The 23,699-nt window shown below is 44.4% G+C and carries 19 protein-coding genes; 13 read left to right on the top strand and 6 right to left on the bottom strand.

The annotated features are described in order from the left end of the window. Positions 1-3: 3 nt before the first annotated feature. The 10 genes from atpE to CEX98_RS18505 all read left to right on the top strand — a co-directional run bounded on the left by atpE (position 4) and on the right by CEX98_RS18505 (position 10,978). Complete coding sequence (atpE, locus tag CEX98_RS18460; protein WP_010376881.1) at positions 4-237, top strand: F0F1 ATP synthase subunit C; 234 nt, start codon at positions 4-6, stop codon at positions 235-237. Positions 238-286: 49 nt separating this feature from the next. Next, positions 287-757, top strand: coding sequence for a F0F1 ATP synthase subunit B (gene atpF / locus CEX98_RS18465; protein ID WP_010376882.1), 471 nt, complete (start codon positions 287-289; stop codon positions 755-757). A gap of 15 nt (positions 758-772) precedes the next feature. Further along, positions 773-1,306, top strand: coding sequence for a F0F1 ATP synthase subunit delta (atpH, locus tag CEX98_RS18470; RefSeq protein WP_099643522.1), 534 nt, complete (start codon positions 773-775; stop codon positions 1,304-1,306). Positions 1,307-1,320: 14 nt separating this feature from the next. Then, on the top strand, positions 1,321-2,862 hold the full coding sequence (gene atpA / locus CEX98_RS18475) for a F0F1 ATP synthase subunit alpha (protein ID WP_099643480.1): 1,542 nt from the start codon (positions 1,321-1,323) through the stop codon (positions 2,860-2,862). A 52-nt stretch (positions 2,863-2,914) separates the two neighbouring features. Next, entirely contained in the window at positions 2,915-3,775 is an 861-nt protein-coding gene (gene atpG, locus CEX98_RS18480; protein ID WP_099643481.1) for a F0F1 ATP synthase subunit gamma, read from the top strand. A gap of 32 nt (positions 3,776-3,807) precedes the next feature. Beyond that, on the top strand, positions 3,808-5,193 hold the full coding sequence (gene atpD / locus CEX98_RS18485; RefSeq protein ID WP_099643482.1) for a F0F1 ATP synthase subunit beta: 1,386 nt from the start codon (positions 3,808-3,810) through the stop codon (positions 5,191-5,193). A gap of 13 nt (positions 5,194-5,206) precedes the next feature. Further along, positions 5,207-5,623 carry a F0F1 ATP synthase subunit epsilon gene (locus tag CEX98_RS18490; protein WP_099643483.1) on the top strand — a complete coding sequence of 139 codons (417 nt, stop codon included), beginning with the start codon at positions 5,207-5,209 and terminating at the stop codon, positions 5,621-5,623. Positions 5,624-6,049: 426 nt separating this feature from the next. After that, positions 6,050-7,411: a bifunctional UDP-N-acetylglucosamine diphosphorylase/glucosamine-1-phosphate N-acetyltransferase GlmU gene (gene glmU, locus CEX98_RS18495; RefSeq protein ID WP_099643484.1), complete on the top strand. Its 1,362-nt coding sequence runs from the start codon at positions 6,050-6,052 to the stop codon at positions 7,409-7,411. Between the two features lie 160 nt (positions 7,412-7,571). After that, a complete protein-coding gene (locus CEX98_RS18500; protein ID WP_099643485.1) occupies positions 7,572-8,816 on the top strand; it encodes an HlyD family secretion protein in 1,245 nt (414 codons plus the stop codon). A gap of 17 nt (positions 8,817-8,833) precedes the next feature. After that, positions 8,834-10,978, top strand: a complete 2,145-nt coding sequence (locus tag CEX98_RS18505; protein WP_099643486.1) for a peptidase domain-containing ABC transporter — start codon at positions 8,834-8,836, stop codon at positions 10,976-10,978. A 307-nt stretch (positions 10,979-11,285) separates the two neighbouring features. Here CEX98_RS18505 and CEX98_RS18510 read toward each other — a convergent pair whose 3' ends face one another. Continuing rightward, positions 11,286-11,486, bottom strand: coding sequence for a hypothetical protein (locus CEX98_RS18510; protein ID WP_099643487.1), 201 nt, complete (start codon positions 11,484-11,486; stop codon positions 11,286-11,288). Positions 11,487-11,727: 241 nt separating this feature from the next. Between CEX98_RS18510 and CEX98_RS18515 the strand changes: the two genes are divergently transcribed. The 3 genes from CEX98_RS18515 (at position 11,728) to CEX98_RS18525 (ending at position 16,845) form a co-directional block, all read left to right on the top strand. Beyond that, entirely contained in the window at positions 11,728-12,930 is a 1,203-nt protein-coding gene (locus tag CEX98_RS18515) for a lanthionine synthetase C family protein (protein ID WP_099643488.1), read from the top strand. Positions 12,931-12,938: 8 nt separating this feature from the next. Next, positions 12,939-16,070: a lantibiotic dehydratase gene (locus tag CEX98_RS18520; protein WP_099643489.1), complete on the top strand. Its 3,132-nt coding sequence runs from the start codon at positions 12,939-12,941 to the stop codon at positions 16,068-16,070. A gap of 256 nt (positions 16,071-16,326) precedes the next feature. Further along, on the top strand, positions 16,327-16,845 hold the full coding sequence (locus CEX98_RS18525) for a hypothetical protein (protein WP_099643490.1): 519 nt from the start codon (positions 16,327-16,329) through the stop codon (positions 16,843-16,845). A gap of 67 nt (positions 16,846-16,912) precedes the next feature. Here CEX98_RS18525 and CEX98_RS22920 read toward each other — a convergent pair whose 3' ends face one another. The 5 genes from CEX98_RS22920 to CEX98_RS18545 all read right to left on the bottom strand — a co-directional run bounded on the left by CEX98_RS22920 (position 16,913) and on the right by CEX98_RS18545 (position 23,677). Beyond that, positions 16,913-17,086 (bottom strand): hypothetical protein, encoded by a 174-nt coding sequence (locus CEX98_RS22920; protein WP_172439800.1) that lies wholly within the window; start codon positions 17,084-17,086, stop codon positions 16,913-16,915. A gap of 283 nt (positions 17,087-17,369) precedes the next feature. Then, complete coding sequence (locus tag CEX98_RS18530) at positions 17,370-19,946, bottom strand: family 20 glycosylhydrolase (protein ID WP_099643491.1); 2,577 nt, start codon at positions 19,944-19,946, stop codon at positions 17,370-17,372. Then, the gene (locus CEX98_RS18535; RefSeq protein ID WP_099643492.1) at positions 19,936-20,811 is read right to left on the bottom strand and encodes an ROK family protein; all 876 of its coding nucleotides are present in this window, start codon (positions 20,809-20,811) and stop codon (positions 19,936-19,938) included. The genes CEX98_RS18530 and CEX98_RS18535 overlap by 11 nt, the downstream gene beginning before the upstream one ends. Before the next feature lie 6 nt (positions 20,812-20,817). Next, the gene (locus CEX98_RS18540) at positions 20,818-22,083 is read right to left on the bottom strand and encodes an MFS transporter (protein ID WP_099643493.1); all 1,266 of its coding nucleotides are present in this window, start codon (positions 22,081-22,083) and stop codon (positions 20,818-20,820) included. Between the two features lie 106 nt (positions 22,084-22,189). Then, on the bottom strand, positions 22,190-23,677 hold the full coding sequence (locus CEX98_RS18545) for a tryptophan halogenase family protein (protein WP_099643494.1): 1,488 nt from the start codon (positions 23,675-23,677) through the stop codon (positions 22,190-22,192). Between the last annotated feature and the right edge of the window lie 22 nt (positions 23,678-23,699).

A 23,699-nucleotide genomic window follows, 5' to 3' on the forward strand; every position in this document is an offset into this window, starting at 1 on the left:
AAAATGGAAATCGCAGTTGCTATTAAACTTATCGCTGTTGCACTACTAATCGGTTTTGGTGCTATCGGTACTGCACTAGGCTTCGGTAACATGGGTGGTAAGTTCCTAGAAGCATGTGCTCGTCAACCTGAGCTTGCGCCTTCACTACAAGTTAAAATGTTCATCCTAGCTGGTCTTATCGATGCCGTTGCAATGATCGGTGTAGGTATCGCTATGTACATGTTGTTCGCTCTTTAATATTGCAAAATACCTGAAACGAACAACTGTCAAGTAAGGAGGAGCGGTCGTGAACTTAAACGCCACTCTAATAGGTGAATTAATCGCATTTGTGGTCTTCGTATGGTTCTGTATGAAGTTCGTATGGCCACCACTAAATGGTGCGATTGAAGCTCGCCAGAAGAAAATCGAAGATGGTTTAGCGGCATCTGATGAAGCTGAAAAAGAACTTGAGCGCGTACGTGCACAAGGTGCTGAACAGCTGAAAGAAGCGAAAGCACAAGCGGCTGAAATCATCGAACAAGCTAAGAAGCGTGCTGCGCTAATTGTTGACGAAGAGACTACTCGTGGTCAGCAAGAGCGTGAAAAAATCATTGCTCAGGGACACTCTGAAATTGAGTCTGAGCGCAACCGTGTGAAAGAAGAGCTGCGTTCGCAAGTCGCTGCACTTTCTATCGCAGGCGCTGAGAAGATTTTAGAGCGTGAAATCAATCAAGCCACACACAGTGACATCGTTGAAAAACTTGTCGCTGAGCTTTAAGCAGGGGGTATGAGCATGTCTGAATTGACTACTATCGCTCGCCCATACGCTAAAGCGGCTTTTGAACTTGCCGTTGAAAAAGGCACAGTTGAAGCTTGGAATGAAATGCTGTTCTTCGCTGGTCAAGTTACCAGCGACGAACAGGTTCAGGCGCTACTAGGTAGCATCGCTACTGAAACGCAGCAGTCTGAAATCATCATCAAGTTATGTGCTGAGCAACTCAACGAACAAGGTCAAAACCTTATCAAGCTGATGGCCGAAAATGAGCGTTTAGCTGCCATTCCAGCTGTTGCAGAGTTGTTTGCTGAATTTAAAGCAGACTATGACAAAGAAATCGAAGTAGATGTGGTTTCGGCAACAGCGCTTGCGGATGATGCGCAAGCAAAATTGGTCGCGGCACTTGAGAAACGTTTCGCACGCAAAGTTAAGCTGAATTGTAGCATCGACGAAGCCATTGTAAGTGGCCTAGTGATTAAAGCCGGTGACACCGTAATTGACGGTTCTGTTCGCGGCAAATTAGAGCGTCTTGCGACGTCGCTACAATCGTAATTGGGAAAAAGAGCATGCAACTTAATTCCACAGAAATTTCTGCACTGATCAAGCAACGCATTGAACAGTTTGAAGTTGTAAGTGAAGCGCGTAACGAAGGTACTATCGTATCTGTTACCGACGGTATCATCCGTATCCACGGTCTTGCTGACTGTATGCAGGGTGAGATGATCGAGCTTCCTGGCAACCGTTATGCTATCGCACTAAACCTTGAGCGTGACTCAGTAGGTGCAGTAGTTATGGGTCCATACGCTGACCTTAAAGAAGGCGTAAAAGTTAAATCAACTGGTCGTATCCTTGAAGTACCAGTAGGCCGTGGTCTACTAGGTCGTGTTGTTAACACGCTAGGTGAGCCAATCGACGGTAAAGGCGCTGTTGATAACGATGGTTTTGAAGCAGTTGAAAAAATCGCACCTGGCGTAATCGAGCGTCAATCAGTAGATGAGCCAGTACAAACTGGTTACAAATCTATCGATGCGATGATCCCAGTTGGTCGTGGTCAGCGTGAGCTTGTGATCGGTGACCGTCAGACTGGTAAAACAGCACTAGCAATCGATGCTATCATCAACCAAAAAGACACAGGCGTTAAGTGTGTGTACGTAGCGGTTGGTCAAAAGGCATCTACTATTGCTAACGTAGTACGTAAACTAGAAGAGCACGGTGCGCTTGAGAACACGATTGTTGTTGTTGCTTCTGCTTCAGAATCAGCTGCACTTCAGTTCCTAGCTCCATTCTCTGGTTGTACTATGGGTGAATACTTCCGTGACCGCGGTGAAGATGCACTAATCGTATATGATGATTTGTCTAAGCAAGCTGTTGCTTACCGTCAAATCTCACTACTACTTAAGCGTCCACCAGGCCGTGAAGCATACCCAGGTGACGTATTCTATCTTCACTCACGTCTTCTAGAGCGTGCGTCTCGTGTAAACGCTGACTACGTTGAGAAGTTCACAAATGGTGAAGTGAAAGGTAAAACAGGTTCATTGACGGCATTGCCAATCATTGAAACTCAAGGTGGTGACGTTTCTGCATTCGTACCTACCAACGTTATCTCAATCACTGATGGTCAGATCTTCCTAGAAACTGACTTGTTCAACGCAGGTATCCGTCCAGCGGTTAACGCTGGTATCTCGGTATCTCGTGTAGGTGGTGCAGCGCAAACTAAAATCGTTAAGAAACTAGGTGGTGGTATCCGTCTAGCGCTAGCTCAGTATCGTGAACTAGCGGCGTTCTCTCAGTTCGCTTCTGACCTTGATGATGCAACGCGTGCACAGCTTGAACACGGTGAGCGTGTAACAGAGCTAATGAAGCAGAAACAGTACGCACCAATGTCTGTTGCTGATATGTCATTACCGCTATTCGCAGTAGAGAAAGGCTATCTTAAAGATGTTGAAATCAACAAAATCCTTGATTTCGAAGCAAGCCTAATCGCATTTGCGAAGAGCGAGTACGCAGAGCTAATGGCTCAAATCAATGAAACTGGTAACTACAACGCCGAGATCGAAGCGCAGCTTAAAGAACTTCTAGAGAAGTTCAAATCTACGCAAACTTGGTAATGTGTTATTAAGGTGAGTAGGTAACTACTCACCGAGATTCGGAGAGAGAGTCATGGCCAGCGGAAAAGAGATAAAAAGCAAGATCGGGAGTATCAAGAATACTCAAAAGATCACCAGCGCAATGGAGATGGTTGCCGCTTCAAAAATGAAGAAGGCACAAGAACGCGTAGCGTCGAGTCGTCCATACGCTGAAAACTTACGCAAAGTGATCGGTCGTGTTGCTCAGGCTAATCTTGACTTCCATCACCCGTTCTTAGAAGAACGTGATGTGAAGCGAGTTGGTTATATCGTTATCTCTACAGACCGTGGTCTATGTGGCGGCTTGAACTCAAATGAGTTTAAGAAAGTAGTGAAAGACGCAAAAGCGTGGAAAGACAAAGGGGTTGAGGCAACGTTCGCAACTCTTGGCAGTAAAGCTGCTGGTTTCTTCAAACGTTTTGGCGGTGAACTAGAAGCCAAAAAGACCGGGTTAGGAGATACGCCTTCTGTTCAGGATGTTATCGGTCCTGTGAAAGTAATGCTTAAAGCATTCGAAGAAGGCAAAATTGACCGCTTATTTGTTGTGTACAACCAGTTTGTCAACACAATGAAACAAGAGCCTGTTATCGATCAGTTATTACCTTTGCCAAAAGCTGAAGAAGATGTATCAGCTCACGCTTGGGATTACTTATATGAGCCAAGCCCAGAGGCGATTTTAGAGACACTATTAGTGCGCTTTATTGAGTCTCAGGTCTACCAAGGTGTAGTTGAGAATGCTGCCTCTGAACAAGCTGCCCGTATGGTTGCGATGAAAGCCGCAACTGACAACGCAGGTGGCCTGATTGATGAGCTACAGCTGGTATACAACAAGGCACGTCAAGCCGCAATCACACAAGAAATCAGTGAGATTGTGAGCGGTTCGGCTGCCGTGTAACGCTTCGGCAAAGTTTAATAAGAGGAATAGACATGAGTTTAGGTAAGGTCGTCCAAATTATCGGCGCCGTTGTGGACATCGAGTTTCCACAAGACAACGTGCCAGCCGTATATGACGCACTAAAAGTTACAGAAGGCGACTTAGCTGGTTTGACACTAGAAGTGCAACAGCAGCTAGGTGGCGGTGTGGTACGTGGTATCGCACTAGGTAGTACTGACGGTTTACGTCGTGGTACTCCAGTAGAAGGTACAGCTGAACCAATTAAGGTTCCAGTTGGTACAGCAACACTAGGTCGTATCATGAACGTACTTGGTGACGCGATTGATGAAGCGGGTCCAATTGGTGAAGAAGAGCGTTGGTCTATTCACCGTGCAGCTCCAACATACGAAGAGCAGAGCAACTCAGTTGAGCTTCTAGAGACTGGTATCAAGGTTATCGACCTTGTATGTCCATTCGCTAAAGGTGGTAAAGTTGGTCTATTCGGTGGTGCGGGTGTAGGTAAAACCGTAAACATGATGGAACTTATCCGTAACATCGCAATCGAGCACAGCGGTTACTCAGTATTCGCAGGTGTTGGTGAGCGTACTCGTGAGGGTAATGACTTCTACCATGAGATGAACGACTCAAACGTACTAGATAAAGTATCGCTAGTATATGGCCAGATGAACGAGCCACCGGGTAACCGTCTACGTGTTGCACTAACTGGTCTTACAATGGCTGAGAAGTTCCGTGACGAAGGTCGTGACGTACTATTCTTCGTAGATAACATCTACCGTTATACTCTAGCAGGTACTGAAGTATCAGCACTGCTAGGTCGTATGCCTTCAGCAGTAGGTTACCAGCCTACACTAGCTGAAGAAATGGGTGTTCTACAGGAGCGTATCGCATCAACTAAGACAGGTTCAATCACTTCAATCCAAGCGGTATACGTACCTGCGGATGACTTGACTGACCCATCACCAGCAACAACGTTTGCTCACTTAGATGCGACAGTAGTACTTTCTCGTGATATCGCGTCTCTAGGTATCTACCCTGCGGTAGACCCTCTAGATTCAACTTCACGTCAGCTTGACCCACAAGTTATCGGTCAAGAGCACTACGACACAGCACGTGGCGTTCAGACAGTTCTACAGCGTTATAAAGAGCTGAAAGACATCATCGCAATTCTAGGTATGGACGAGCTATCTGACGAAGATAAGCAAGTTGTATCTCGTGCACGTAAGATCCAGCGTTTCCTATCTCAGCCGTTCTTCGTTGCTGAGGTATTCACAGGTGCACCTGGTAAATACGTATCTCTTAAAGACACAATCTCTGGCTTTAAGGGCATCCTAAACGGTGAATACGATGATATGCCTGAGCAGGCATTCTACATGGTTGGCTCAATCGACGAAGCGATCGATAAAGCTAAAAACATGTAATTAGGAGGTTGTTATGGCAATGACAGTACACCTTGACGTAGTAAGTGCAGAGCAGAGTTTATTCTCTGGCGAAGTGGCTACGATTCAAGTGACAGGTAGTGAAGGTGAACTTGGTATTCACCCTGGCCACGCGCCACTACTGACTGGCCTAAAACCTGGTATGGTACGTTTGGTTAAAGCTGATAGCTCAGAAGAAGTTATCTACGTTGCCGGCGGTACGCTAGAAGTTCAACCACAAACAGTTACCGTTCTTGCGGACGTGGCTATTCGTGCGGATGAACTTGATGAGCAAGCTGCTGAAGACGCTAAACGTGAAGCGGAAGCGCAATTGGCTTCAGGCACTGCAAGCGAGCTGGATTACCAGCGTGCAGCATTGCAGCTTGAAGAAGCCCTTGCTCAACTACGCCTTCTACGCCAGCTGCGCAAATAAGCAGCCACCTATCTGGTTATCAAAAACCCACGCATTGCGTGGGTTTTTTTATTCCTGTTATTGTAGCCAAATTACTCTAATTGGATGGGAGTGATGGGATTATACAGACCTGTTCTCTGTGTTTGATACTGCTCCACACTGATTACGGAAGGTACAAAGTACACAATGTGACTTGTCAGTTACCCCTCATATGTCAAAGTGTACGGCTCGATTTTCTATTCGCTACGCATCAATATCAAGCTAATAAAATACTCTCTTACGTTTCTGAGCAATCCCCGCTACAATAACGCAAAACTTGTACTGAGTAAGTGCTAAACTGCCTGCTGGTTTAGGGTGTCGCGATACACATAGAAGTGATGGCGTTAAAGGCATAGGAATTGAAAAGTACATTTGTTTAACAGACACAAGAAAAAGGATCCTGTGTTCATGCCATTAAATACAATTATTCTTGCTGCGGGTAAAGGCACTCGTATGCGTTCCAAACTGCCTAAAGTTCTTCATCCTATTGCTGGAAAACCTATGGTTCAGCATGTGATTGATAACGCTGTTTCACTTGGCGCTCATTCTACTAATCTCGTATATGGTCATGGTGCCGAGCAGCTTCAGACTGCACTATCGCACAATGAAGTCAACTGGGTCCACCAAGCTGAGCAGTTAGGCACAGGTCATGCGGTTGCAGTGGCAAAATCGCATATTAATGACAATGATAAAGTTTTAATTCTTTATGGTGATGTTCCACTTACAAAAAAAAGCACGCTACAACGGTTACTGGATGTGACACCTGACGAAGGCTTAGCTGTATTGACTGTGGATCTGGAAAACCCTGCTGGCTACGGGCGCATGCTGCGAGAGCATGGCAAATTGGTTGGCATTGTTGAGCAAAAAGATGCGTCTGAAGAACAACTCGCTATTACAGAGATAAACACAGGCATTATGGCTGCTAATGGTAAGCTCTTGAAAAAGTGGCTGGGACAGCTTTCTAACAATAATGCACAAGGTGAATATTATCTCACTGACATCGTTGCTATGGCGCACAGCGAAGGAGTGGAGATCACCTCAGCACAACCAGACGATAAAATGGAAGTTGAAGGTGCAAATAACCGAGTGCAATTGGCTGCATTGGAGCGCGCTTATCAAGCTTGGCAGGCTGAAACTTTAATGCTCAATGGTGCCAGCTTAGCAGATCCTGCCCGCATTGATGTGCGAGGCCAAGTCATCACAGGTCAAGATGTTCAAATCGATGTGAATGTGGTGTTTGAAGGAAACGTTGAAGTGGGTGACGATGTGATTATTGGTCCCAACTGCGTACTTAAAAACTGTAAAATTGGCAATGGTGTGGTGATCAAAGCCAATACACTTATCGAAGATGCGCAAGTAGCCGATAAATGTACTTTAGGGCCATTTGCTCGTCTTCGCCCCGGTGCGGTGATGGAAGAGGACTCTCACATAGGTAACTTTGTTGAGATGAAAAAATCCCGCTTAGGTAAAGGCTCTAAAGCAAACCATCTGACTTATCTAGGCGATGCGGAAATCGGTGAAAAGGTGAATATCGGTGCTGGTACAATTACCTGTAACTATGATGGTGTGAATAAGTCTAAGACCATTATTGGCGACAATGCCTTTATTGGCTCAAACTCCTCTTTAGTTGCACCGGTTGAAATTGGTAGTACCGCAACCATAGGTGCTGGCTCAGTGATTACTGCTACAGTAAAAGAGGAACAGTTAGCGGTGGCGCGAGGTAAACAGCGAAATCTAGATGGTTGGCAACGCCCAACGAAGAAGTCGTAAGGCTATTTAATCAATCACATCATATAGATAGCACAACACTAGACTATATCGATATAAGGCAAGTAATGACTTGCCTTATATCATTCCTTTCTGTTACCGCCCGTGGTACATTGTATTTTCAATAAAAAAATATTAACAATAATATTACCCGATAAGTGCTATGGAAAATTTATTTCGCCGTGAGGTGTTAGAGCATAAACAGCATCGCTTAGAGGGCACGATCAGTTTAATTCAGCCGCCTGTATTTAAAACGTTGGGGTTACTCATCTTAGTGGTTGTTATTTTAAGTATTGTGTTTCTCTCAAGTGGTAGCTATGCCAGAAAGGAAAGAGTATCTGGCGTTATTGAGCCCAGTGGTGGGCTTTTACGTGTTGCTGCTATGCAGCAAGGTATTGTCTCTGAAGTGTTGGTTAAAGAAGGTGAAAAAGTAACAGCAGGTCAGCCTTTGTTACGCATTGCATCTGCAAAGCACAGCACTGAAGCCACGGAGTTAAATCAAGCATTACTCAATCAGTATCGCTTTCAGCAGCAAAATTTATTGCAGCAGATAGAGCAACTGCGTGGCCAGCATCAACTTGATATGGCAGAGCTGCAGCAACAAGAGAGTTCCGCGAAAGAGAAACTCAACGAGCTTGAGCGTCAAGCTGCTACATTTCAGGAGCGGTTGCTACTCAATCAAGACTTAGTTTCACAAATCGCTACGTTAAAGGGGACGGGTTATATCTCCGAGTTAGAACTACAGCGACAAAAAGACACTTTATTGTCACTGAAGCAGCAATCCTCCTCGATCCGATCAGAGCGTATCGCACTGCAATCCCAGTTAAAGAATATTAAAAACCAGCTGGCGAAGCTGCCCATTGAGCATCAGAGCCGTATTTCTCAGCTGCAATCACAACAAGCCGACTTATTGATCCAAATTTCCTCCATTGAACAAGAGCGATTGGGAGAAATTCGTGCCGCACAGTCTGGTGTGGTAACAGGGTTACTCGCTAAAACAGGCAAAAGTGTGTCGACGGGGCAGCACCTATTAACGGTGATCCCTGAAGATAGTGATATGCAGGCCATTGTTTATATTCCAACTTCTGCTTTTGGTTTTATCAAAACAGGACAACAGACAAAGCTGCGCTATCATGCCTTCCCCTATGAGAAGTTTGGTATCTATCAAGGGAAAATCGTTGAACTTAGTAATAGTGTGATCTTGCCTGAAGAAACCAATATGCCAGGTATTATTCAGGAGCCTGCATACCGGGTTGTTGTCGAGCTAGATGAGCAAGTTGTGAAGGCATACGGTAAAGATACCGCATTGCGAGCGGGTATGACGCTAGATGCGGACATAGTGGTAGAAGAGCGTTCGTTATTACGTTGGCTATTTGACCCCGTGTTTAGCATCAAAGGTCAGTTATAAGAAGTAAAAGGGTTGATATGGAAATGGAACATGAAGGCGCAGCCAATAAGTTAGAGTTTTGGTCGCGTAAATCTTTACCTGTGATCATCCAATCTGAAGCCGCTGAGTGCGGCCTTGCAAGCCTTGCCATGGTTGCTGGGTATCACGGTTATCAGACTGACTTAACACGATTAAGACAGCGTTTTAGCATCTCAATTGAAGGCTGTACGCTGCTCGATATTATGCACTTTGCTGAAAAGCTTCATCTCACTTCAAGACCGCTTAGAATTGAACTTGAAGATTTGGACGCGCTGCAAACTCCGGCTATTTTGCACTGGGATATGAATCATTTTGTGGTGCTAAAAAAGGCCAATCAAAAGCGTATTGTGATCCATGACCCCGCTGGTGGCGAAAAGACCTTCTCGATTGAAGAGGCTTCTAAACATTTTACTGGAGTAGCGCTGGAGCTGACACCTACGAAGGACTTCGAAAAGAAAGAGCAAAAGGCGAGTCTCAAGTTTTCTGACTTTTGGAGCCGCATTACGGGCTTAAAACGTTCGTTACTGCTCATTTTTATTCTCTCTATTTTGTTGCAAGTATTCACACTTGCTGCACCTTACTATATCCAGTTAGTCATAGACGATGTCATCCTGACAGGAGATACCTCGCTACTGACCGTACTTGCCGTGGGCTTCTTTTTGGTATTGCTCTTCGAGATTGCGACCAATGCGTTGCGGGGTTTTACCCTATTGCACTTTGGTAATCAGATGAATATCCAACTCGGTGCTAACTTGTTTCATCACTTGGTACGCTTACCTATCTCTTATTTTGAAAAACGTCATATGGGAGATGTTGTTTCTAGGTTTAGCTCACTACAACAGGTAAAACAGCTTCTCACTACTGGGGTTATTGAGGCGATAATTGACGGTTTGATGGCGATTATTACCTTGGCGATGATTTTCTTTTATAGCCCCATGCTATCTGCCGTAGTACTCGTTGCCGTTATTGCTTACGCCATCATTCGTATTGCCATGTATAAGCCATTTCGCAATATTAGTGAGCAAGAAATCATGGCCCGCGCGGAAGAGAATTCTAACTTTATGGAAACAGTGCGCGGGATCCAGACGATAAAGCTGTTTGGCTCTGAGGTGAAGCGAGAAGGCCAATGGCAAAACCGTTATGCCAGCGCCATTAACCACAATATTCGCTTGGGTAATTTCAATATTGGCTACGACGCCATTAATCGCGCATTATTTGGGATTGAAAATATCATCGTGGTGTATTTAGCCGCCCACTTGGTGATTGCTGGTGGCTTTAGTACCGGGATGTTATTTGCCTTTATGTCATACAAACGTCAGTTTATGGATAAGACGGCTAACTTAATCGAGAAGTTGATTGAGTTTAAGATGCTTGGTCTGCATTTTGATCGTATCGCAGATATCGCACTCACTGACAAAGAAGAATTACAGCCGGATCAATACCGACAACTGGATATTAAAGGCAAAATAGAGGTGAAAAACATCTCCTTTGCTTACTCAGATGCAACCCCTAATGTTATCGACAAGCTCAACCTAACCATACATGCAGGTGAATCTGTGGCGATCACAGGACCTTCTGGCTGTGGCAAATCTACCTTGCTTAAGCTAATGCTAGGTTTAAACAAGCCCTCTAGTGGAGAGATTTTGGTAGACGGCGTATCACTTAGCCAAATTGGCGCAAGGCAATATCGTCAGCAAATTGCTGCTGTGATGCAAGATGACGAGCTACTATCCGGGACGGTTGCTGATAACATCGCTTTTTTTGACTCTCCAATCGATATGTCAAAGGTCGTACATTGTGCTCAACTTGCTGCAATTCATGATGATATCAGTGAAATGCCGATGGGTTATGACAGTTTAATTGGTGATATGGGGTCGAGTTTATCTGGCGGCCAAAAGCAGCGGATCATTCTGGCGCGTGCATTGTACAAAGACCCTAAAATTCTGTTCATGGATGAAGCTACCAGTCATTTAGATACCGGACTTGAAGAAGATATCAATGATGCGGTATCACGGTTGAAGATCACCCGTATTATTATTGCTCATCGTAAAGAGACCATTGCTTCGGCAGATAGAGAAATCAAGCTCAAAAAGCCCGAACATCATGAGGATGAAGAGCAAACCTCAACATCAGAGTCTGAATAGATAAAGCGAGCGATTGGCTCGCTTTATCTTTATTTGTGACCACTCATCGTGGTTTCAGCCCCTTCAGCTAACCCGTTAATGCCTTTCTAGCTGCCTGTTTTAGCGTTAAGTATGTTGAATTCAGTTCCAATCCCAGCTATTGGTGCGCAAATTCGTCTTGCCTACAAGGATGTGGGGATCTGGGTGCTAGTAAGACGCGAGAGCGGAGTTATCATCAAAACTCTCTGGCTATATGTCGAAAAGGAAAGTCTTTAGAGGGTGACAAGAGTAGAGAATACTCTCTACTCTATAATTTCAGTATCTTGGGTTATGGGATCTGACAAGTGTGTTCACGGCAAGAGTGATTACGGCCTGTCCAGCAATCACCATAGCGGTCAGTTAATATTGACCCTGCTGGTGAGTTTGCTTGTACATCACCGCCAGCAATTTGAGGTGTCATATTAGCAGGGATTGACTTGCTGTCGTTAGATAGTGCTTTTATGCACTTTTTATTTAGTTTTAATTTCATTTTTTATCCTTAACTTATTGTATTTAGATAAAGTCCTTTTTTGTTAATCCTTTATCACACAATTTTGTGTGAACAAAAAATAAGCTAACGATAGTTGTCACAATTGTCAATCTTTTGTTTTTTATTTTGTGTTTTTTTGTTTCTATTGTTTCAATTGTTTGAGTTTATCTAGTCAAAAGGTTAACTTACCTATAGTAAAGACAGAACAGATATGCACAATAGAGTTTAAACAAGGATAAGTATGCTAAAGGCGTCAGATAAACAAAAACAACAAATTAAGCCGATGGTGGCCGCGCTCGCTAAACGAGTGGAAACTGATCTGGAAAAGGTCACTAGTAATGGTCTTCTAAGTGGCTTAGCCGGTCATCTATTATTTTTGTACCGGGCTTCTAACTATAATGAAGCTTGGGTTGATGAGCAGACGTTTAACCAAGCTCTTGAAAAGTTACAGAATGAGCTGGCTGAGCAAACACCTGAATTAAGTTCTGGACTCGCTGGTCAAGCTTGGGTATTGGAGTATTTCAATCAATACAACGATGAAGACTACGACTCTGAGTTACTTGAAGAAATAGACAATTTCTTTGCTACGGCGCTCGATTTCTCACCTTGGACGGGAGAAATTGAAATGGTACTTGGATTAGCTGGGTACGCGCCTTACATTGCTCGCAGAGCCAAAAAGACCAAACAAACGACCTTATTCGACCGACTTGTCACAGGTTATGAGTCGGTTGCTATCAGCCTAGATGGCGATCAATTAGCTTGGTCTCAACCAAAGCACTCAGTCTATCGATTTGATAAAGAAAACCTTGAACAGCATGAATTTAATCTTGGTCTTGCCCATGGTGTACCTGGCATCATTGCAGCGCTGATACCAGCACTTGAAGACGCAAGCATCAGTGCCCGTGCGAAGAAACTTATTGTCTCAAGCTGCGATTGGCTGCTTGAGCAACAGAGTCAAGCCGATGACAAGCAGTCCTGTTTTGGCTCGTGTGCAAATGATAATAGTCATTCTCGCTTGGGATGGTGCTATGGCGATTTAACTATTGCGTTGACGCTGGCAAGAGTGGGGCGAGCCTTAGATATGCCAAGCTATGTTGAACGTGCACAAGAAATTGCACTATTTAATGTGGATAGAGACGCTAAACATGGTCATATTAACGATGCGGGGCTTTGCCATGGCTTCTTTGGTTTAGTGACGATCTATCAATTGCTCAACAAAGTGATGCCACATCCTAAGCTGCATCAAGCGGCCTTAAATTGGCTAGAGTATGGGTTAAACAAATATCAAGAAAGTGGCTTAGAAGCACTATATTCCTACAATGGACTTGATAAGATACATCAAGAAGATTGCACTTTCTTAATGGGTTACTCAGGTATAGGTTTAGCATTGATCGGTGTGTTAGACGACAACCTAGATTGGACAGATTGCCTACTAATGAATTAAGGATAATTATGTCAGCAACAATAAAAACAGACTCTTTTTTTGTACTAAGAGCGCCAAAGCTGCCAGTTGAAACACTTTTTAATAAACAAGATAGTAACGAAATGCTCAGTGCGTGGCTGGCAACACCTGGGGTGATAGAAGCGCTTTATGTGGCCAGTCCCTCACTGCTTGAGCGGCTAGAGCAATGGCGTGAAAAACCCAGTTCAAAGCAGGGTAAAAAAGTCGCGCTTGCCTTGCTGAGATATTTGATCCGCATGTCGTCTCGTCCCACACCGTTTGGGCTTTTCTCCGGAATTCATACCGGTAAGCTAGGAGCCGAAACGCGTCTAGTCAGTGAAAATACTGAGCGAGATACACGTAAAACGCGCCTAGATATGTTTTTGCTCTCTGCGGTTCGTTCTCATCTAGCTGAAACAGAGGCGAAGTCGGAGCAATTAACCTATTTACCAAATCCATCCCACTACTTTATTGCCGATCAATGCCGTTATATTGAGACTTACCTTTCTGATGACACCATGCAATATCGGTTGAGTGCGGTTGATAGTGATGAGTATTTTATCACTATGCTAAATTTGGCAAAACAGCGGTTAAGCTTCCCACAGTTAGTTAAGCAGTTTATGCACAAGTATGAGGAAGCAGAATATGATGAAGTGTGCGACTATCTTGAGGCGTTAATTAAAGAAGGGGTAGTCGTGCCTGACATTCCGCTACCACTCACAGGAGAAAGCCCTGATGTTGCCCTTATTAAGGCGTTAAAAAAGTTTGCTCCGGCTGAGATCACTGCAAAATTAGAGCAAGCGATTGCCGATCTTGCTGTATTGGACAAAGCGGGAGAAGCAAGTCCAGAGCAATATCATCATATCTACCGATATTTATCTGAGCTGCCAGTGAAAGTGCAAGAAAACAAACTATTTCAATCAGATACTTATCGAGCATTTTCTCAATGTGAACTTTCTCAACAAGAATTACAAAGGGTGAATAAACAACTTCAACTTGTTGCAAGCTTGAGTCAACGTAGCAAGCATAACCCGTTAGAAAACTTCGTTAATAAGTTTAATACGCGATTTGAAGGGCAGTTTGTCCCCTTAGATGTGGTACTAGACGATGAGTCGGGGATTAGCGTCTCAACCGAAACTGGGTATGATGCGCCATTAGTCGGTGGTTTACAATTGGGCCGAGCTGACAGTAAACAGTCGAGCAGCCAAGAGTTGTCTGAACTAGACTTTATCATTGAACAAGCGGTCTCGTTACCGAGCAATTTGGGCAAAGACACGGTCGTACTTAAAAGCAGTGATTTGAAGCAGCGAGTACAAGGTAAAACTGAGTTTAATTTCCCGTATTCAATGGCCGTCATGCTTAGTCTGTTTGAAGATGAACAGTCTCAACCCATTATGAAATTTAATGGTTGCTATGGTCCTTCTGCTGCTAATCTGTTGGGACGTTTTTGTCACTTAGATGAACCCCTGAAAACTTCGGTAATTGAACATTTAGAGCAAGAGCAAAACCATAGTAAAGACGTGATTTTTGCAGAGATTGTGCATATGCCAGAAGGGCGTCCAGGTAATGTGATCGCGCGTCCTCATTTACGCCAATATGAAATTGTTTTTATGGCAGATAGCGCCCTAGACTCAGAGTATCAGATACCGCTTAACGATCTCTATGTGTGGGTTGAAAACAGAGAGGTGAAACTGTGGAGTAAGCGGTTAAACAAGCGGATTATCCCTCGATTATCGAGTGCCCATAACTTCTCTGCAAGAAGCTTAAGTGCTTACAAGTTTCTCTGCATGCTGCAACATCAAGAAAGTGAGACTCCGAGATTTTCGATGCCATCGAGCTTAGCTAATGCAGCTTATGTTCCCCGCATCATGTTAGATAACATGATCTTAAATGAAAAAACGTGGCGCGTTGAACGTAAGGCGTTAGAAGCCCTGCTGGTCAATCAACAGGTCGATATCACTAAGCTAAATCAGCTCAAAGAAAAGTATTTACTCGATGAGTGGGTAAATTTTGCGGTTGGCGATAATGTTTTAACGTTGAACTTAAGCCAAAGTGCGATGCTGGAAATTCTCTTAACGGAAACCAAGGGGCGCAGTGTGGTAGAGCTAAACGAAGTTCTGACATCTCAGCTTACCTCACGGGTCAAGGATAAACAGGGGAGGCACTACGCGAATGAAATCATTGTACCTCTGTGCAACGAGGCGGCTACTCCATACCGCCATTTCGCTGAAAAGCCGTTAGAAAACATAACGGCGGCACCGATTACTAGGCGTTTTAGTGCGGGCTCTGAGTGGTTAAGCCTGAAAATATATTCAGGTAACACCATTGTTGAACAATTGCTCTACGAGCAACTTCTCCCCTTGATCGAAGATAATAGTGCTTTGTTTGATAAGTGGTTTTTTATTCGCTACGGCGATCCTGATTGGCATCTTCGTTTACGCTTTCAAGGTAAGCCAGAAGTACTTTGTGGCGATCTATTGCCTAAGCTTAATCAACTCTTGGCTCCGATGATTGAGAGCTCCCAGCTCCATAAAGTGGAGTTGATGACCTATGAGCGCGAAGTCGAGCGCTATGGCGGTCCTAAGTCGATGGCGTTAGTAGAAAGCTTGTTTATGTTTGACAGTGAGCTTATCGCTAAGAGTTGTCAATTAGTTGAAGAGTTTGGTGAAGATATTCGCTGGCGCGTCGCATTGGCTTACACCGACATGCTGCTCTCTCTATTCGAGTACAGCAGCGAAGAGAAACTTAACCTGATTTCCTCATTACGAGCGGGCTTTGGTAAGGAGTTTAATGAAAGCAGCATGCTCAGAAAGCAATTAGGTAACCGATATCGAGATAACCAAGCACAATTGGATGATGATTTTGCCAAACTACAGGTATCTGCACTGACGCAATGTGATGAATCTCAGCAGACTATTTTGGCACTGTTGGAAGCATGGCAACAGCAGGCTAAACCAATTGTTCAAGCTATCTTAGCGCTTGATAAAGACGGTGCGCTTAACTTAAGCACTAACTCATTGCTGAGTTCGTTGCTACATATGCACAATAATCGCATGTTTAAAGCATATGGCCGCGAGCAGGAGTTTGTTGTGCATGATATGTTGCGAAGAAAGTACTTTTCTCAATCAAAAGTGCCTAATTAACCTGATCTTTAGCCTATTGCAAAGAAATTTAACGCAGTAGTAAGGGATAACAGTTGCTAGGGAGCAAGGTGTTATGCGAGTCCAGGTTAGTTAGCTTGTTTCTTATCCAAACCACAGGTTTACTGTTCTAAAAGCTGGCAATGTTGTGCCAGCTTTTTTTCCTCTACACGCAAGCCTTACTATCCTTCGCTATTCAACGCGCAAAGATGGTTTTCTCACCTATACTTTGTTGGTATTCATCAACAGGAAAGAAAAAATGATCAAAAAATGCATGCTTGTTGCGCTATTTGCTTTTAACATCTGCGCTTGGGCAACCCCGCAACTCAGTAAAGAACTTGAGGTTTTTAGTCCTTATTTAGGGACCTGGGAGTCCCACTTTGAAGTGCCAAAAGGGCAACCCAGCATGCTTGATATCAGTCATTGGGAGCGTGCGTTAAATGGCACCGCTATTCGTACTTTGCACTCTATTAATGACGGTGAGTACGGTGGTGAATCATTGATTTTTTGGGATAAAAGTAAAGAAAGTTTAGTCTTTTATTATTTCACAACTGCGGGATTTTATACTCAAGGTAAGATGGAAGTGCTTAGCCCTACTGAGTTTGTAGCCTATGAGGATGTCACTAACAACAAAGATGGTATCACTAAGGTAAAGTCAACCAGTCGTTTTACTAATGGTCAATTTACGGTATCGACACAATATTTGAAAAATGGCGTGTGGACTGAGCCTGAATCTCGTATTTACAAGGCAAGTGATAAAGCAGTAAGGTTTAAATAATAAAAACTTACGCATAAATAGGCGAAAGTAGCGGTTAATGCTCTTTCACCTATTTAATGATTGCTGATTAGTAGATATCAGGACATGTGTGGCGTCCACACGTGTTTGCTACACAGTGTGTTAAACCAAAGTCGCTAAGACGAAAGCCACCGCCTGCAACTTGTGGTGTCATCACAGCCGGCACTGTTTGTTTATCAGCTGATAGAGCTTTAATTTTCTTTTTATTTAAAGATAGTTTCATTCTAGTATTCCTTCTATATTTTGGCTCTGTTTGAGCTATTCACATTGGCATTCATATGAAATTGAATACAGCCGCACAAAAGTGTTTCTGTCATCGAATAACATATGCTGCAACAATCAAGCTAATACAATATTTATGTTTTTTCAACATTTTGCTTTCAGATTTGTTTCTTGTTTAACCTGAGGTTTGGATAACAGTTGCTAGAGAACAAGTTGTTATCCCGAGTTCAGGTTATTTAGCATTTTATTTGAGCGAGCAGAAATAATATCAGCAGAATTATCCTCTATTGATACTTAGGTTGTTCACTTGATGATTGCGCTTGTGTAAGCGCAAGCGCTCTTCCTTTTCTTTCTGAATCAGGTTGTGCCGCTCTTAGCGCCCTTACGTTGCCAAGGGTCCTGCTAAAAGGTATCCACTCACCATGCTCTACTTGCGCTTCAATAACAAAACCCGGAATGGCGGTAAAAGCATCTAACTTATCAGGAGATAAGCGCGTTGCTGCGACAACAGGGATCCGAAATTCGATTCCAGCTTGTGCTAGTTTAGGAAGCTCTTGATAACCTAAAATGGTGACGAATCGTTGCCAATCGGCATCTCGTTGAGCCTGTAACTCGGCCGTAAAATACTGGCTAGATTGGTTGTATATACGACCCGCTTGGTAAGGCAACTCCCATTTTGCATGGTGCCATGCACGCTCTGCAAGCGCCAACAGCCTTGGGTACAGCATATATTCGGCTTGTGTGTCGCTACGGAGCATTTCACTCCATAAGTGCCCTTGGATCCCAACAAAGTTAATCTCTTTAGTGAGTGATGACTCACTATCATCTGCGGTGTAGGTATGATTATTAGTATCTCGCCAGATCTCTGCATGAGCAGGAAGGTTATCTGGCATAAATTCAAACATCTTCTTACTCTCAATGGCGCGGCTTGCCCAGTGATTACCACGCTCTTCAGGATGAGATTGGTATGGAAAGTCAAAGTAGGTTACATCAGGGCTAGATAGCACGACCTGCCAGCCCTGATTGGCAAAGCGATGAGCCACTACATGTCCATTTTCGCTTAATGTCGCCCAAGCATTGCTTTGCACATTTGCTGGCATATTCGCAGCGCGTACATCCCCTAAACCATCGCTCCACCCTGCAACCTGTATGCCTTTCTTATCTAGTCGCGTTGCGATCCGTTCAATGAAGTAGCCGTTAAAGCTGGTGAAGTTTTTGACCGTCGCCTTTAATTCATTACAGGCAGGAGAGTCGAGCCACGCTCCCGCGGTCTCATCGGCTCCTATATGGTATGTATTGAGTGGTACACCAGCGCGGTCATGCAGCGCTTTTACTTCGCTCAATACCTTGTCGATAAAAGCATAAGTGTTTGGGATACAGACATTTAGGGTGTTGTCGTTGTAATGTTGGATAGAGCTGTACTGCGTTTTATCAGCAGGCTCTACTAAGCGATATTGCTGTGCCTCTTTATGTTTTCCCTGTGCCATGAGGGTCTTAAATCGTGCTTCCATGGCAATAATTGCAGCTCGAGAGTGGCCGGGCATATCTAATGAGGGTAATACTTCGACGTGGTGTGCTTTGGCATAATGTAAGGTTTCAATATAATCCTCTGCTGAGTAAAAGCCATTCACTGGCGCATTTTTATCATTACCTGCGCCTAATTGTGGTAAAAGGCAGCGAGTTTCGGTTAGATCAAAACAACGATAGGCGCCTACTGAGGTGAGTTCATCGAGATCTTTAATCGCTAATCGCCAACCTTCATCGTCGGCCAAATGAAGATGGAGCTTATTTAACTTGTATGCCGCCATCTGTTCAATGGTCTGTAGAATGAAAGCCTTAGAGCGGAAGTTGCGAGCAACATCGACATGTAAACCACGAAAGTCATATCTTGGGGTATCGAAGATATCAACCATAGGAATACTCAAATCATCGATATTCAACAGCCCTGCAATGCTCTGCAAAGCATAAAACGCTGCGGTGGCATTATTGGCTTGTACTGCGATATTATCTTCGGCGACCGTCAGCTGATACTGAGGGCTTGATTGTTGCGTTGGTTTTACGACAACATCCACTGCAACGCCATGTTTGGTGCTTTTAACTCCGAGGGCATTGAGTCGCTTTTCTGCCATTGCAATTGCGTCTGCAGAAACGCCTGAAAGTTGGAGGTTAATACCAGCAGCTAGATTTACACGCTTATCGGACAGCACGGTAAGTTTTTTGGGTTTAGGAATAAGTCCAATCGCGGTATCGAGCGCAGGTCTAACTTGATGTTGATATAGGTATTCGCTACTCATCCATGGAGTATCATCGTCACTGCTGGTTTGCAGCTGATTGCGAGTTTTAAATGGAGCGAGGTAAGGCTGTAGCTCCAGACCTGTATCTTTATCAAGTTGAGGTTGTGTGCTTTTTATCACTTGTGGGGAGAGCTTAAGTTGCGCGTCCGTAATAATATAATTCGGCATAAACTCCGAGCGCGTAACCTGAGAATCCTTAGTATAAAAACGTACTGTGGTAGGAGTGCTTGCAAACCCGGAAAACCCTGCGGCAGGCGTGATTTTATGGATATCGCCATTTATATGGATGATGGTAAAGTTATCGCCCTCGACGTGATAAATCGGCATCAGCTGGCTAAAAAAGATAGCAAAATCACGGTTTGGATTGGGATGTTCTGTGGCTACGCTAAAGCTCAATTCCGAGTAATAACACTTTTGTTGTGCCTTAGGGCAGGTGCTCGGCTTACTATCTAGTAAGGTGTAGGTTACTTCAAGATTCTGGCTTAGCCAGTTTAAGGCGGTTTGGTCGAGTGCATAAAGGGGGGACGAAACCCCAAAAAGTAGGGCAATAAGCCGATTAAACTTCATTGGCTAGTTCCTTGTTATTGTAGTTAATTTTATTGTGTTGAAATAACCCATATGCACCGAGGAGGGGAGCATGATGTAGGTTGCTTGGTATAACGCGAACAGAATGATATAAAGCATCATCAAGTAACAGTTGCATTTTGGAGTCAAGGGCTGCTTTAAAATAGTCATAAGCATGTGTCACTGAACCGCCAAGTACGATGACATCAGGGTTTAACACCATGACGACTTGAGCGAGTGCATGACCAACATGACCCCCGAACGCTTCAAATTGTTGTCGCGCGAACGCATCGCCATTTTGTGCTTGCTTGAATAGCCATTTTCCTTCAATGCCTTGCCGTTGAAAGAATTTTCCTGAAGCATAATCTTCAATAATTCCATCAAGATAACTTAGGCTACCCAGCTCTCCTGCGGCACTATGATTGCCGGTGTATAGGTGACCATTAAACACAAAACCGGCACCAATACCCGTACCAAGGCATGCGCCAATGAGGTTTTTTGCTTGATGGCCACCATATAAATATTCACCAAATGCAAAACAGTTTGCGTCATTGTGCACTACAACAGGCAACGAAAAACGCAGCTCTAACAATTGCTTTAGCGGGACATTTTGCCAGTTTGGAATATTTTGTGTTGTTAGCACGGTGCCGCTGCATATATCCAAAGTGCTTGGCACGCCAATGGCAATACCTGTTGTGTTGGCCGTGAGGTTTTCTGCTATTAAGCGCACAATAAAAGCATTAACTTGGTCCAAGCTGGCTTGGCTGGGCACTACATATTGGCGTACCTGTTCGATCTGAGTGTGTATAACCGAAGCCACAAGAGCTTTGGTGCCACCTAAGTCGATACATAATAAAGAGTGATTCATCGTAATTTAGCTATTTTCATTTAGGGGTTGGGACAGCGTATGTTGACTATTGCCAAAAGTCTTATTTTTAATCAGAGGGTTAGCCCATACTCCAACACTCAGTATATAGCTAAGTGGGAGTAACAAGAGCAGGGCTGCAAGTTGTAAGTTGCTACTCAATTCAGCAGCTAACCCTATGAGGGGAGACATAAAGGCACCGCCGATGATCCCTGTACATAAAATGCCTGTGATCGCACCATGACCGGTTTTGAACGAATTTAATGCCAGTGCAAAGATGACCGACCACATAATGGAGAGAAAGAACCCCACAATTGGGAAGGCAATCAAGGCAACTGTAGTTCTACCGAATAGTGCACAGAGCAGTGCGGTGGCGGCGCCAAGGCTGAATAAAATCAACAGTTTCTGAGCATCAATGAGTTTAAGCAGCACTAAACCAAATAGGCAGCCTAAGGTTAAGCATAACCAAAATTCACTCACCACTTTTGCGCCTTCGGTGGTTGGGTCTAGGTCATGATATTGCTGCAAAAAGACAGAAATAAGGTTAGCAACACCTTGCTCAAGCGCAACATAGGCAGCAATGGCAGCAAAGAATTTCAACACGGTTTTATCCTTAAAGAAAGCGATACTTTGTGACCAACTCAGTTGTTGCTTTTGCTGCTCTGGTACAACGCTAAATGGCGTAAACTGTGAGAGCAATAGCATCGTGACACTTAGGAGCGCAAAGACTGCGTAAATGCTTAGCCAGGTTTTATCGGCGGGGATAATACTTGAGAGTGTACCGCCAACCCCTTCTATGGTGGTGACTTGAGATTGCAGTTTGCTATATACCAAAGGTGCAATTGTTGCAGCCGCGCCGAACATCAACTGCGCAAACACCGAAAGCACAGCGAAATGCTCAGAGCCACCACTGGCTCTCAATAGTGGATTGATAGCCACTTGCAGCAAAGCCATAGCACAACCCAACATAAACAGTGCCACCATGGCAATGGCAAACGTTGGCAGTAACACAAAGGTCGTTGCGCCAATTGCTGCTAGGGTAAATGCAAGCTGCATGACGGTTTTTTCTCCAAAGCGCTGAACTAGCAGCCCCGCTGGAATAGACATCACACCATAAGCGATAAAAAAGGCGAACGGGAAAAAACCGGCGAGTGTTAGGCCAATACGGTAGCTTTCTATTAATGCCGGAAAAATCGCGCCTAAAATATTCGTGATAAAGGACACGGTAAAAAAGGTCGCCAATACTAAGGCAATCACTAGGTAGCTTTTTTTCATGTTGTATTTCCACCTTCAATTGAAAGCGGGTGATGGTGTGGCGATCTCGCTTGTGGGCAGACAAACAAAAAGATCAAGGGGAATCTCACCACCACCCGCAATTGGGTTATGCACTAAATGCTTGTGTTCGTTGTAATTGTTCCAGTGCGTTTGTATGGTCAATAAAATGTTCATCACACAGCTTCTCTAGGTAAGCTTTTGCTGCTTGCTCAATATGCTGAGGCGCTTGATCAAAGTGCATGTGGCAGCTGCTATCGCGATGATCCATGCCACCAAGTAAGCAATACCAACTTGGACGAATATAGGGAGACTGTTGCCTGTATTGGTGTAGCCAAGCATCAAAGTCGCCACCCCCACGCCAGTGTGTGAGCAATGCATCAAGCTCGCTTACATTCAGCGCTGCCACTTTCGCATCTTGCCAATACCGAGTATCAACACGCTTGCTGGTGGCGTAATGAGCGAGCACATACTCTTTGATACCGAGCACAAGATCAGACAGTTGTTGATTGATAGCTTCAGCTTCCAGCTGTTGCGAAAGCAGCCTGTTTAATAACTCAATGCTATGGCTGGTAACCATCAACGCCGTGGCTTCTAGTGGCTCGATAAAACTCTGCGCGAGACCTATGGCAAACACATTACCTTCAATACTACGGGCCATCATGCCGACTCTCATGGTGAGGTGTTTGGCTTGTCCTTTATCAAGTTGCGCGGCTTGTCGCAGTTGCGTCTCTGCTTGCTTTGCGGTGATATGTGCGCTGCTGTATACGTAACCATGTCCGGTTCTGTCTTGTAGTGGGATCTGCCAGCGCCAGCCACACGGCATCGCGATAGCAGAAGTGCTTGAAGGTAGCGGGTTAATTATATCGCCAGCGATCGCGACAGCTGAATCATTGAGTAACTGATCTGTAAAGGAAATAAATGGCACTTCGAGCGCTTTTTCTATCAGTAGTGCGTTAAACCCTGAGGCGTCGACGTAAAAATCACTCTTTACTTGCTCACCCGACTCAAGTGTCAGACCTATAACCTCCTGTGCGTGATGTTGCACACTATTCACAGTGCTTTGTAAGTGTTTTACGTGCCGCGTTAAGCTAAACTCTCTTAGCCAATCCGCTAGCTTTTGTGCATCAAAATGATAGCCGTATTCAAGCGTCCTTGGTAACGAACGTTGTGGCTGAGGAGCTTGTTGTTTGTTAGCCAGCACAGCTGCTAAAAAGTAGTGCTCGGGTTTATCGATATATTCGCTACCGCGACGTCTAGCATTGGCGTTAACAAAGTAGACTTCTGCCGTTTTTGCATCCATCTCAGAGAAGAAAGGATGAAAATAGCTGCCATTATCGCCATTCCAGTTATCAAAATAAATTCCTGTTTTATAGCTCGCTTGGCATGCCGGCATCCAGTCGCTTTCATGGACTCCTAAACTTTGCATAAAATGCTGCAAGTGAGGTGTTGAACCTTCGCCAACCCCAATTCTGCCAATACTTGGTGACTCAATCACCGTAATTGATAAGTTGGGTTGATGCTTGGCAAGATAAGCTGCGCACATCCAGCCAGCGGTGCCACCGCCAAGGATGGTGAGTGAATGTATTTTTTTCATGAGCTAATCACCCCAGCCGCGA

The sequence above is a fragment of the Pseudoalteromonas piscicida genome (genome assembly GCF_002744175.1).
In the GTDB taxonomy this organism is placed as follows: domain Bacteria; phylum Pseudomonadota; class Gammaproteobacteria; order Enterobacterales; family Alteromonadaceae; genus Pseudoalteromonas; species Pseudoalteromonas piscicida_B.